11 protein-coding genes are annotated in these 11897 nt (G+C 62.4%); 1 reads left to right on the top strand and 10 read right to left on the bottom strand.

What is annotated here, in order from left to right:
* Positions 1-258: 258 nt before the first annotated feature.
* From ABIB36_RS16810 to ABIB36_RS16795, 4 genes are all read right to left on the bottom strand, one after another.
* Positions 259-1011: a YqjF family protein gene (locus tag ABIB36_RS16810; RefSeq protein WP_354560641.1), complete on the bottom strand. Its 753-nt coding sequence runs from the start codon at positions 1009-1011 to the stop codon at positions 259-261.
* 186 nt (positions 1012-1197) lie between these two features.
* Positions 1198-4470 carry a DEAD/DEAH box helicase gene (locus tag ABIB36_RS16805; RefSeq protein ID WP_354560643.1) on the bottom strand — a complete coding sequence of 1091 codons (3273 nt, stop codon included), beginning with the start codon at positions 4468-4470 and terminating at the stop codon, positions 1198-1200.
* A gap of 46 nt (positions 4471-4516) precedes the next feature.
* The gene (locus ABIB36_RS16800) at positions 4517-5632 is read right to left on the bottom strand and encodes a hypothetical protein (RefSeq protein ID WP_354560645.1); all 1116 of its coding nucleotides are present in this window, start codon (positions 5630-5632) and stop codon (positions 4517-4519) included.
* 35 nt (positions 5633-5667) lie between these two features.
* The gene (locus ABIB36_RS16795; RefSeq protein WP_354560647.1) at positions 5668-6333 is read right to left on the bottom strand and encodes an SIMPL domain-containing protein; all 666 of its coding nucleotides are present in this window, start codon (positions 6331-6333) and stop codon (positions 5668-5670) included.
* A gap of 81 nt (positions 6334-6414) precedes the next feature.
* Between ABIB36_RS16795 and ABIB36_RS16790 the strand changes: the two genes are divergently transcribed.
* The gene (locus tag ABIB36_RS16790; RefSeq protein ID WP_354560649.1) at positions 6415-7500 is read left to right on the top strand and encodes a DNA polymerase IV; all 1086 of its coding nucleotides are present in this window, start codon (positions 6415-6417) and stop codon (positions 7498-7500) included.
* Here ABIB36_RS16790 and ABIB36_RS16785 read toward each other — a convergent pair.
* The 6 genes from ABIB36_RS16785 to ABIB36_RS16760 form a co-directional block, all read right to left on the bottom strand.
* Positions 7458-8453 carry an MBL fold metallo-hydrolase gene (locus ABIB36_RS16785; RefSeq protein WP_354560651.1) on the bottom strand — a complete coding sequence of 332 codons (996 nt, stop codon included), beginning with the start codon at positions 8451-8453 and terminating at the stop codon, positions 7458-7460. The genes ABIB36_RS16790 and ABIB36_RS16785 overlap by 43 nt on opposite strands.
* 94 nt (positions 8454-8547) lie before the next feature.
* Positions 8548-8958 (bottom strand): DoxX family protein, encoded by a 411-nt coding sequence (locus ABIB36_RS16780; RefSeq protein WP_354560654.1) that lies wholly within the window; start codon positions 8956-8958, stop codon positions 8548-8550.
* A gap of 29 nt (positions 8959-8987) precedes the next feature.
* Positions 8988-9404, bottom strand: a complete 417-nt coding sequence (locus tag ABIB36_RS16775; protein WP_354560656.1) for a VOC family protein — start codon at positions 9402-9404, stop codon at positions 8988-8990.
* Positions 9405-9473: 69 nt separating this feature from the next.
* The gene (locus tag ABIB36_RS16770; RefSeq protein WP_354560658.1) at positions 9474-10352 is read right to left on the bottom strand and encodes a ferredoxin family protein; all 879 of its coding nucleotides are present in this window, start codon (positions 10350-10352) and stop codon (positions 9474-9476) included.
* The gene (locus ABIB36_RS16765) at positions 10349-11608 is read right to left on the bottom strand and encodes a cupin domain-containing protein (RefSeq protein WP_502944910.1); all 1260 of its coding nucleotides are present in this window, start codon (positions 11606-11608) and stop codon (positions 10349-10351) included. The genes ABIB36_RS16770 and ABIB36_RS16765 overlap by 4 nt, the downstream gene beginning before the upstream one ends.
* Positions 11605-11859, bottom strand: coding sequence for a BatC protein (locus tag ABIB36_RS16760; RefSeq protein ID WP_283478169.1), 255 nt, complete (start codon positions 11857-11859; stop codon positions 11605-11607). Before ABIB36_RS16760 ends, ABIB36_RS16765 begins: the two co-directional genes overlap by 4 nt.
* Between the last annotated feature and the right edge of the window lie 38 nt (positions 11860-11897).

Raw genomic sequence — 11897 nt, 5'->3', positions numbered from 1 at the left:
TGTGTCGATAGCGTCGGCGGGTCCACATCCCACATTCGTGTTCGACTGTCGCTTCGGTGGCGCACCGACGTTATCTGATCGTATGAATGGTCCATTCACGCGGTCAGGGGGCGCACTATCGGCATTCCTGTCGTCATCGACACCGTCGACGGCACTGCTTCGATGGCGCACCGACGCTATCTGATCGTATGAATGGACCATTGAAGCGATCAGGGGGCAGCAGCCTGACCCCTTCGTTTGGGAATCGCCGGCGGCCAATCAGTCGACAGCACGCACCGCATAGGGCCGTCCGAACTGTGTTGCGACATGATCCGAGTACAGCACCGAGTCCGGTGATTTGCCGGCCATGTTCGGTAGGCCTGCAGCCTCGATCAGCTGATCTGAGCAATGAGTTAGCTCGGCGTCGAGGAGTTTCCAGCGGCTGTGCAGGTTCGGAACGTACATGAGACGTCCAGCGACCGATGTATGTAAACCCCAACGCGCCGTGAGGAATTGGGCCAACGGGTCGTCGGACATATCTCGTGATCCGCGCACCACGGCGAAGTCGGTGGATGCTCCGCGGTGAGGTGGAGCGAGGCGTCTGCTGCGGTATCTGATGGTGGATCTGTCGTCATCGATTGTCATCGACGCCCACCGGTACGGAACGCGAGCGAGGTTGGTTCCCAAAACGACTGCGAGCCGGCCGGCTTCCAACGATCGGAACACCACTCCCCGCCGTCCCTCGTCATCAATGGAGTACAGCCGAACGTTGATCTCGGCGAATGTCCCGAAGTAGGGAACTGGTCGACGGTATCCGAATCCGGCCCCGACCATCTCGAAACCGATCAGACCGACCCAAGACGAGCCGTCGAATTCGTCCGGTGCGCAGCCTCGGGGCAGCAGCGGTGAGATGACCGCGCTCGGGACCTTCCAATGCACGAACACCACACGTTCCCAGTGCTGGTCCATCAAGATCGGTCGCGGGAGAATCGGTGGCCGAGGCCAGAGGCGTTGTCCACTATGTCGGTCCACATCGCGAGCCTAGGCCTGAACGAGAGGTGTACGAACTCTGGCCATGTCTGGCGGCAATCTGTTCGTTCGTCGGTGTCGCTCGCGACTTGTTGCCGCTTGAATGGCGCCCACAAGCTATCTGATCGTATGAATGGTCCATTGAAGCGGAGGGGAGCGAACCTACCAAAGCCCCAACTCCGCCGGCGCCTACTCGATCAACCCTCGAATATCGTCTGCTGTGAGTCCTCCGGCAAAGGCGCCGCCGTCGTCCATGACACTTGCGAAGAGTTTGGCTTTGCGCTCCTTGAGCTCCATGACCTTTTCCTCGATGGTGCCGCGTGCGACGTAGCGGTTGACGAACACGGTGCGTGCCTGTCCGATGCGATGGGCACGGTCGACCGCCTGCGCCTCGGTCGCGGGATTCCACCAGGGATCGAGTACGAAACAGTAGTCGGCTTCGGTGAGCGTGAGGCCCACTCCGCCGGCCTTGAGGCTTATCAAGAACACCGGCGCTTCTCCGCTACGGAAACGCTCCACGACTTCGCCGCGGTTTCGGGTACTTCCATCGAGGTAGACGAGAGCAATTCCTTCGGATTCGAGGCGATCTCGCACCAGCGACAGAAACCTGGTGAACTGGCTGAAGACGAGCGCTCGGTGGCCGCCTTCGATGATCTCGTGTAACTGATCGACCAGTTCGTCGATCTTGGCGCTTGGTATATCCGAGTGCTTCTCATCGACCAGAGACGCATCCAAGCTGAGCTGACGCAGAATGGTCAGTGATTGCAAGATCGTGACTCGATTGCGTTGAAAGTCGTCGAGCAGCCCGAGTATCTTCTGACGCTCCCGAGCCAACCGCGTTTCGTAGACGCGCTGATGGCGTGGATGAAGGTCGACCTCGACGGTCTGCTCCTGCTTCGGGGGAAGATCTTGCACCACAGTATCTTTCGACCGCCGTAGCACGAGCGGCTTGATGCGTCGCCGAAGGGTTCTCAGTTGTTCTGTGTCACCGTCTTTTTCGATGGGATTACGGTAGTTGTCGGTGAACTTCTTCGGTGAGGGAAAGAGTCCGGGTGCGGTGATCGACAACAGGGACCACAGCTCCATGACGTTGTTCTCCATCGGGGTGCCGGTGATGGCGAGCTTGTATGGAGCGGACAGTCGCCGAGCGCACTGGTAGGACTTGCTCTTGTGGTTCTTGACGTATTGCGCCTCGTCGAGGATGAGCCCTGACCAGGACACTGCTTCGAAGTCGTCGTAGTCGAGGCGAAAGACTGTGTAGGACGTCACGACGATGTCGGCACCGAGCGCGAGGTCGCCCACCGGGCCTCGCCGTCGTGCGCGCGTCTCGCCGGCAGTGACCACGTTGAGATCAGGTGCGAACTTCTCTGCTTCTCGTGCCCAGTTGTGCACCACGCTCGTAGGGGCCACGATGAGGAACGGGGCCGGCAATGGTCCGCTCTCCCGAATCTTGGTGATCATCGCCAGCGCCTGGATGGTTTTACCGAGGCCCATATCGTCGGCGAGGATTCCACCAAGACCGTGGGTCCACAGGAAGAGCAGCCATGAGTAACCCTCGAGCTGGTATGGCCGCAACTGAGCGCCGATTCCCGCAGGAGCGGGCTGAGGGGGGATCGAGTCGAGCTTCAACAGCGCTGTGACCTGCTCGCGCCACGCTGTTGCCTGCCGAGTCACTTCACCGAGTTCGGCGAGTTCCTCCCATAGTGAGGCTTGGTATCTGCTGATTCTCAACGGTCCGTTCACGTTGTCCTGCAACGACCGCGCTTCTTCCACTAGCCGGCGAAGGGTGAGCAACGAAGGGCGCTCCAGCGAGAAGAATCGACCGTCGGAGAGCATCAGGTGGGTCTCGCCGCGAGCAATGGCAGTAATGACCGTGGCGAGTTCGACGTCGGTGCCGTCGACGGTGACTGCGATACCGAGATCGAACCAATCGTTGTCGCCTCGAATCGCTGTGGTGGACAACGATATGCCGACGTCGTCGCTGACATTGCGAAAATCTGGAAGCTCACCGACAGTCGTCACATGCACGTTGTCGTACTCGTCCAGGAGCGGTAGCTGGTCGGTGACCAGTATGCCGGCCGAGATCCCGACAGCAGTGAACGAGATGAATTCGTTGCCAGGGGGTCGGCCCAGTACTGGAAGGACTCTGCGCAGCAACGTGACCTCCGAGTCGGGATCTCGAACGCCCTCGGATGATCTGTAAACGTCTGCTGGATAGTCGATTTCGGCACTATCGAGGTAGTAGCGCCACCCAGCAGATAATGTCAGTCGGTTCTCTCCGGTGTGGGTCACCGTGATGTGGAGTTCGGGGCCGGTGACGACGGGCGCGGTGTACGAGCCGTCCGAAGATACGACATCGCTGGCACGCTCGAGTGCGGGAAGGTACTTCGTCGTGAAATCCGCACGATCCGAGGACGGTATCTCGATGGGGTCGATGCTCGTGGCGATCCGTCGAAGCGCGGACGGGACCGGCCTCGACAACCGGGCCAGTCGAAACTCGCGGGTTGCGTAGTTCGTGTGCGCATCGTCGTCCCAGTGCACAATCCCTGAACCGTCATTGCCGAGGAAGCTTCGACGGTTGGGCGGAATTATGTTGCCGTCGAGAGTGATTCGGCCGACCACGGAAAGGGATCCGGAATCATCGGAAGTGATGTCGACGGTGAACTCTCCTTCTCCCGGCCAAGGGATTTCACCGAGTATGCGATGTGCGTTGATCAACGGAAGTCCGACGTCGCGTGCCTCGCCCAGCAGATCCCACAGCAGCCGACCGGAGATGTCTGCGAGGTCGATCGTCGCGGAGTCGGTCCGTTGGAACGAGTAGGCCGAGCGCCCACGCGAGCGCACTTGATGCAGCGCATACAGCTCCCGCAGAATGTCGACCTGACGCTGGACGCGTCGATCCGTGGTGGAAGGAAGCGACGACCACGAGACGCCGCCGCCGACCCAGGCTTTACGCTCGTTGTACATCACCGGGCGGGCCAGTAGTCGAATTGCGTCGGCGCGGTCGACCGACGGTTCCAAACCCAACTGAAGCCCGACGCGAATGCGCCCGCTGCTCGGCCCTTCGAGCTCGGCGGGCTTGGCTGAGATGACGGATGCAAGCGCCTGGGACCAATGGCCCGCGCTGTTGACCGGCACGCGCGTCGGCGTCCGGACGCTGTCGGCTTTTGCCTGCAGAATCAGCGCGACGGCGTGTTTGCAGTTGAAGACGACCGGGCAATTGCAACGGCCGTATTCCACGGCCACGATGGCACCCATCCGGGTCGACATGGTGGCCACTGTCGAATACGGGGTGGCTCGATTGCCCCGCACTTGCGAGGACAGTGTGGACGCCCGTCGATCCCACGTGACCTGCCGAACTCTGCCCTCGTCGAAGTATTTCGATCCGCGCGTGAACGTGTCGGTCCCGAAGCGGATTTCGAGGGCGTCGACTTCTAGCTCGTCCATGGCAGGAATGGTCACGGTTACCCATGGTAGGCGTGATCACCGACAGGTCGCAGACGCGCGCTCAGGTCACATCGAGGCCGTCAGCCGTGCCGATCGTTTCGAGTACGTCGAAGGGGAGGGGTTCCGCGCCGGAAGAACGTACGACGATTCGCGTCCCGGACGCTCTGGTTACTGTCACGGTGTCGGTCCGCGGTGTCATGTCGTTTCCTTCCCCGGTCGGCGACTTCGTCGAGCGTTCGACGACGAGTCCGTCGGGCGGGATGTGCGGAGTAACCCCGCCTACTGCCGGCGGAAACGGTTGACCTCCGATCACTTCTACTGTCAGTTCCGTCGCGCCACCGACGGCGTGCAGAGTCTCACATACTCCTCCGGTCATCCATTCGTCCGGAAGCAACGATCCGAGCCGGCGGTCGAATTGCAAGCCGCTCGAAGGAATTGCGTCGAGGACGTCGTTGAGTCGCCGAGTGGTCTTCTCGTCGATCGGTGGCGCGGTCGAGGAGACGGAGTCGATAGTGCAGATGCCGAGCGCACCTGCGGTCGCAGCAGGAACCGGCGTCGTCACCCGCAAGCCGGGCGCGGTGACCAGGTCGAGGAGCTGATCGGTGGTCAGCATGTTGTCGGCTGAGGCGTCGATCAAGGTTCCGTCCGGCGTGTATGCCCGAACTCCACCGTCGCGGAGATCGACGACGGTGCCATCGTCGAGGGTGCGTCGCTCGTCGACGTATCCCTCGAAGCACGGGCCGGGCGGCTCGTCGGACTTCTGGACCGAGACTGTCAACCGGCCGGTCTTGCCGCCGACGGCGATTGTGCCGCGGGCCGTCGTGATGCCACCCGCCGGGTTTCCTTCCTGGCTGCCGATCGGCCCGAAGTACAGCGCGCGTGCTGGAGCATCGAAGGCAACATCTGTTCCGGCTGGTAAGGACTGTGCCAGGGCGTCGGACATCGCGGTTGCCTTGGCTTCGGTGAACCAGGGGTGGTCGGGGTTGTCGTAGGACTCTTCGCCGACGAATGCGAAGTTGATCCGTTGTGCTTGCTCGGGTTGGACGACCTCTTCGCACCCAGCAATGTCGGTAGCGGGATCATCGAGCACGCCCGCTACGGCGGTACCTGCGGCGACGATCGCGAAAATGACTGCGGCCGTCGACCACTTCGAGCTGTGCGTCCCTGCGGTCTTCATGCGGCCCTTCGTGGAGTGATGCGAACACGGTCCGATCAGTTGGCGGCGAATCGCGCGTGCACTTCGGCCCGCAGGACGATGTCCTGGGGCTTCAATTCGAACCCCTCGGATTCTCGGCCGGAGTAGGCGCGTGTGGCCATCCCGTAGTCCTGATGTCCTGCGGTGACGCCGAGCAAACCGGGGTCGGCGATGGCCAGTGCTTTCACCGACGCGAGTCCGACGCTCTGGGCATACACCTCGGCCTTGCTGAGAGCATCCTGTACTGCCAGCTTGCGAACGTGCCGCGTGTTGTCCTGCACGCTCTCCTCGGTCAGCGTCCAGTCGAAGCTGCCGATGTCGACGCCGTCGAGCGCGGACACCGCATAGACGAACGCGTCGATGACATCGAGCTGGCTGAACTCGACGTCGATGGATGCTACGGCCTGGTAAACGTAGGGGAGCTGCTCGCCATCGTGATTGAACGGCCGATTTCGGCTGTGCCGCACCTGATCGAGAGACCACCTGTCGATCGGGCCGGACTTCTGGTTGTAGAGGGGATCGATGAGTTCGGTCAGCTCTCGGACCAACCGGTGGGCGGGCTCGGTAGCAGCCTCTGCGGAGCGGCCGTCGGACCTCACCGTCAGCGATATCGTGCAGCGCTCCGGTGCGAACGTGGCCTGGCCCTGGCCGAGGACGGTGATTTCGACGGGGTTCGAGTCCATGGTTGCGAGTGTTCCACAGCGTCGGACGTTCATCACTGCAAAGGATCACCAGTGCGACTGTGCGCGGGCCACAATGAACTCATGACGATCTCGGCGCGCCGACGATGGGTCATGCATGTCGATATGGATCAGTTCATCGCCGCGGTGGAGGTGCTTCGTAATCCGGCACTGGCCGGCAAACAGGTGGTCGTCGGCGGCCGCGGCGATCCGAACGAACGCGGGGTGGTCTCCACTGCGTCGTACGAGGCTCGGGCTTTCGGTGTCGGATCCGGAATGCCGCTACGAGTCGCCGTGCGAAAACTACCTGACGCGATATTCCTGCCTGTCGACGCCGAGGCCTACAGCGCCGCGTCGAACAGTGTCATGGACACGCTTCGGTCGCTGGACGTCGTCGTCGAGGTAATGGGTTGGGACGAAGCGTTTCTCGGGGTGGAAACCGCGGATCCGGTGTCGTTCGCGCGGACTGTGCACGATGCCGTGTTCGCGGCGACGGGGCTGCATTGTTCGGTGGGTATCGGCGACAACAAGTTGCGGGCGAAAATCGCCACGGACTTCGGGAAACCCCAGGGCATTTATACGCTCACGAACGAGAATTGGTTCGAGGTGATGGGGGAGCGAACTACCGATGCACTGTGGGGAATTGGAAAGAAGACTGCGAAGAAGCTTGCGGCGCTGGGGATCACCACGGTATCGGAACTGGCGGCGACAGACGATGAGCTACTTGCCGCTGCCTTCGGCCCGAAAACAGGTCCGTGGATCGGGACGAAGGGCCGCGGCGTCGACGACTCGCCGGTGTCGACGGAGCCGTGGGTTGCGCGCTCGCACAGTCGCGAAGCGACATTCCAACAGGATTTGACCGATTGGGTGGCGGTGCGCCAGGAGGTACGCCGACTCACCCGCCGCGTTCGTGACGATCTACTCGCCGAGAAGAGGCAGGCGGTGCGCGTCACCCTGAAGATTCGGTATGCACCGTTCGAAACCCACACGACCACAGCAGCGCTTGCCGCGCCGACGTTCGATGGAGACACGATCGTCGACGCGGCTGCTGCTCTCGTCGATCGCCTGGATCATGCGAGAGAGGTCAGGCTATTGGGTGTTCGGCTCGAGATGACTCCGCCGAATGATCAGACTCTGGCGAAGAGGGCAGGCGAGGATTCCGGTACCTGAGCAACTCGGTTCAGTGCCACCAGGTGGCGGAGGTGTGCAGCTGCTTCGGACAGTGCCATGGTCTTGCCGAACGGAGAGATGTCCGCCCACGGCTTGTACCACTTCATTCGTTCGGCAACCTGCCACACGGTGATCTCGTTGTCGCCGAATGCCTCGTACAGATGATCGAGTCGTTCCCCGTGATGGCTGATCAGTTCACCGGCACGGCCGGCGACGTCGTCGATCGGGATGCCGTGCGCCCCGAGGCCGCGAGTGATGTCCAACGTTTGGACGCGTCGAAGTGAGTCCATGAACTCGGCGAGCGCGTCGCGTTCTTCCAGGGGATAGACAAAGTTCCCGACGTGTGGCGTCGTCTTCTGAAGAACGTGGTCGCCGGTGAACATGACGTCGGATTCGGGTAGGTAGAAGCACACATGGCCGGGGGTGTGCCCCGGGGTGTAGACGACTTCGAGTTCGCGGCCGGCGAGTTTGATGATCTCGCCGTCGGTGAGCACGCGGTCGGGGGCAGACTTCGGCCCGGTAGGGGCCGATGGTGCGTGCTTCTGCCATGCCTCGATGTCGGCAGCAGGGGCGCCGGCGGCCACGAGGTTGTCGAGTTCCCGATCCGCCCAATCCGGGCCGCGTACGGCAGTCATGGCCGCGAACGACGAGTGATCGGCCTCGTGCATTGCGATCCAGGCGCCGGAAGCTTCCCGGACTCGACCGCACAGTCCGACGTGATCGGGATGGAAGTGCGTCAGCACGACGCCTTCGACGTCGGTGATCGAGTGTCCCAGCGACTCGAGGCCCGTGGTCAGGCCGTTCCAGGCGTTGTCGTCGTCCCACCCTGCGTCGACCAGAATCAGCCCGCCGGGGGATTCCATTGCGTATACGAGGGTGTTACCCAGCGGATTGTCCGTGATGGGGACTGGGATCTGGAAGATACCGTCGCCGATTGCTGCTGCGTCGCTCACTACGCCACCTCGTTGCTTAGTTCATGTAATCAGTTGTACTTACCTCCATACTGACCGTGCGGTTACGGGCGGTCGCATCCGGGTGCTGTTCGAACTACCGCACCCGGGCATCTGATCGCCCCGATCGCCAGGCGGCCCACGCACCTGTGCACCACAATGCCCATGCCACGAGTACCGGTTGGAAGAGCAATCGGATGCCGCGAGCCGCATCGGTATCGAGGCCGAAAGCATCACTGTGAGTGAGAAATTGCGAGATATTGCCAGGGAAGACCGCAACGAAGAATGCCGCGACGATCCAGCCGAGAGCTACTCGCCGACGTACCAGCACGACAAGGGCCAGGCCGAGGGCGATCTCCACGACGCCGGAGGCCAGCACCACGAAGTCCGCGTCGAGCGGCACCCACGAAGGCACCTGAGCGCGAAACGCCTCACGCGCCCAGAACAGGTGACTCAGACCGGCGAACATCAAGAACGAACCGAGGAGAATACGAGCAGTCGTCTTCATCGGTTCATCGTGCACCCAGTGCTATCCGATCAAGAGTGGGTACCGGTGATGTTGACCAACCAGCTGATGCCGAACTTGTCGGTCAGCATGCCGAAGGTATCGCCCCACGGTGCCTTCTCGAGCCCCATCGTCTGCTTCGCGCCGACGACGAGTTTGTCCCAGTAGCCCCGGAGTTCCGCTTCGTCCTCGCCGCTGAGGGAGACGGAAATGTTGTCGCCGACGCTCAACGCCATACTCGCGGGAGTGTCGGAACTCATCAGCGTCAGCCCACTCGGCGAGTCGAGTTGGCCGTGCATGATCTGGTCCTTCTCGGAAGGATCGGCGACGGCCCCGAACTCCCCGAAGGTGCTCAACGTCAGTTCACCCCCGAGCACTTGTTGATAGAACTCCAACGCCTCGCGCGCTTGCCCGCGGAAGTTCAGGTAGGGATTGAGTCGAGTAGGCATGAGTCCTCCTCTATCGATGGGTTCGTCGACCATCGTAGGCAGGTGGGAGGGCAGCCTGCGGGATTTCTGCTACGGCATCGCGATGTCGATCAACTCGAATGTTCTGACGGCGCCGGCGCGCACTGCCGCACAGGTCGTGGTGATGGGCTCGGACACGCCCTGCTGCAGTGTCACGACGATACGAGCGCCGTCATGATCGAGCTCTACGGTCCACGTGCTCGCGTGTTGGGTCGTCGCCAGCGGGCTCAACGTGTCGATTCTTTCCTCGCGCAAGGCCACACGGGCATGATGCTGGGCGACCTGAACCGGAGCCGACAGTGAGCTTCGGCCACGGAGGAAGCCGGGGTCGAGAAATCCGGCCCGGTGCCGATCGATGATCGTCGCGACGTCGGCGTCGTCGACGTTGCCGTAGTACAGGCCTTGCGGAAACACGATCATCGTTCCGGCGAATCGGTCGCCGCCCAGGTGCGAGCACTCCCAGGTCACCGACTCGTGGTGTTCCCGCAATGCCGGGAGCACCTTCCGTCCGCGGACGGCGCAGCAGCGGTCGTGGCGGCCGTGAGTGCAGACAGCGACGATCGGATCCGGCGAGAGCTCTCCGGTCGATCCGTCGAGTGGGACGTCGAGAAGCTCCTCGTATGCGTCGACCTCGCCCCATCGGATCGACTCCGAACCTATGTCGCAATCGACAATGGCCCATCTCATTCGCGCCTCGCTCAGCCGCCGAGCAGGTCGCCTGATGGCAAGCGTGCGCATGCCGGCCCCTTCGATACGGCGAACGATGCGCAAACCGAGGTCCGGATAGAGCACCTTGGCCGAATTCAAGAAAGCAGAGTGTCCCCAGGATCCGTCGATCTCGACGAGAAACCATCGACTTCCCGGCGACCCGGACCCGGCCAGGGCGTCACCGCGCTCGCGGGCGCGGTCGCTGCAGCCAGGCCCACTCATTCTGCCGGTACCAGTACTCCCTCGCGGAGAAGGCGGCGAGCCACGACGATGGCACTGTCGGTGTTCAGGCCGACCAGATCGCCGACGCGGCAGACCTTCCCTGTGCGTAGTTGGATCATCGCGTCTGAACACTCGGCTGGGAGCGAGATCGTCGTACCGCGAAGACCGAGATGAACTTTGTCTCCGTCGACGTCGACGGAGGCAGTCAACCCACGACGCCACACCACCGAACTGTCGGCGTCGAGCGAGGTCATGAAGGTGACAGTCTTCAGCGGTTGTACTGGTTCGGGTCGCGTGGCGGCGACGAAGCGTGTTGCGAGTCCTCTGGCGATCCGGCGTCGGAGTTCGGTGTCGTCTCGGATGTCGGCGAGGATCGATCCGATGGAGTCGAGCACTCGGTCGATATGCGGTGCGAGAGCGTCGGAGTCGGTGAGGTCGATTCCGGCGGGCAGCGGTTCACGAAGACCGGCGTCGTCCGCGAGCAGACCGATCAGCTGGGTCGCTACGTCGAATTCGTTGAACGATGCAACACCGATGGTGAGGTGAATGGTTGTATCGCCCAATGCTTCTGCCGAGTGGATCCACCCGCGAGGCAAATACAGGGCGTCGCCGGGAGCGAGCACTGTATCGACAGCGGGGACTTCGCGTGCCTGATGTTCGACGGCACTGCGCCGGTCGGACCAGGGCTGATCGGCCAAGGGGTGCGTGTGCACGGGCGGATGGAGAATCCACCGCTTCTCACCGCTGATCTGGAGGACGAATACGTCGTGCACGTCGTAGTGTGGATCGAATCCCTGCGACGAGGCCGGGGTGATGTAGGCGTTGACCTGTGACGGGTGACCGATGTCGTCGACCAGATCGCGAACGAAGTCGATCAGGGGCGGCCACAGCCGATGCAGGCCTTGTAGAACAAGAGTGTGACCGCCGGCGAACGCGGACAGAATCGCCGCGGAGTCGAGCTGATCGGGCATCTCGGCGCCGAAACCACCGGAGGAAGTGAACTGGGATTTTTCCAGCAGTGATCCATCTTTGGCCATCCGCGCGAAGGGAGTGCGCACCCCGCGACGCGATATCAATTCGTCCACGACAGAGGATGTCATCAAATCGTCGAACGAGGCGGTGAGGTCGGATGCCCTCGACAGTAGCGGCTTCTTCCCCCAGTACTCATCGGCGAAGGTCCGCCCGTCGACCGATATCAAACGACCGAGCGCGGACCGGAATTCCGGTCCGCGCTGGTCGATATCTGTCAGGCTCAAGCCGCGCCGTCCGCACCGCCGTCGTGGCCACTGGGGTTCGATCCACCATCAGCTGGACCCTCACCGGATCCGGCTGGGCCATCGGCACCGCCGTCGTGGCCGTTGGGGTTGGAGCCTCCGTCGGCGGGGCCTTCACCGGGGCCTGCCGTGCCGTCGGCGCCGCCGTCGTGGCCGTTGGGGTTGGAGCCACCGTCGGCTGGGCCTTCGCCTGCTCCGCCGGTTGTGGTGATGTCGTCGTCGTTGATGTTCATCGGATACCTTTCGCTCGACGGTAATGAAGGATCGACGG

This window comes from Rhodococcus sp. UYP9 (genome assembly GCF_040547235.1).
Lineage (GTDB): Bacteria > Actinomycetota > Actinomycetes > Mycobacteriales > Mycobacteriaceae > Rhodococcoides.
Note: the sequence above shows the minus strand (reverse complement) of the source record. Positions and strands in the feature narration are given on the sequence as shown.

Bases quoted from the DNA above. Each gene is read 5' to 3' on its own strand.
- ABIB36_RS16800 (WP_354560645.1), bottom strand. From the start codon at position 5,632: ATGAAGACCGCAGGGACGCACAGCTCGAAGTGGTCGACGGCCGCAGTC.
- ABIB36_RS16795 (WP_354560647.1), bottom strand. From the start codon at position 6,333: ATGGACTCGAACCCCGTCGAAATCACCGTCCTCGGCCAGGGCCAGGCC.
- ABIB36_RS16790 (WP_354560649.1), top strand. From the start codon at position 6,415: ATGACGATCTCGGCGCGCCGACGATGGGTCATGCATGTCGATATGGAT.
- ABIB36_RS16780 (WP_354560654.1), bottom strand. From the start codon at position 8,958: ATGAAGACGACTGCTCGTATTCTCCTCGGTTCGTTCTTGATGTTCGCC.
- ABIB36_RS16775 (WP_354560656.1), bottom strand. From the start codon at position 9,404: ATGCCTACTCGACTCAATCCCTACCTGAACTTCCGCGGGCAAGCGCGC.
- ABIB36_RS16770 (WP_354560658.1), bottom strand. From the start codon at position 10,352: ATGAGTGGGCCTGGCTGCAGCGACCGCGCCCGCGAGCGCGGTGACGCC.
- ABIB36_RS16760 (WP_283478169.1), bottom strand. From the start codon at position 11,859: ATGAACATCAACGACGACGACATCACCACAACCGGCGGAGCAGGCGAA.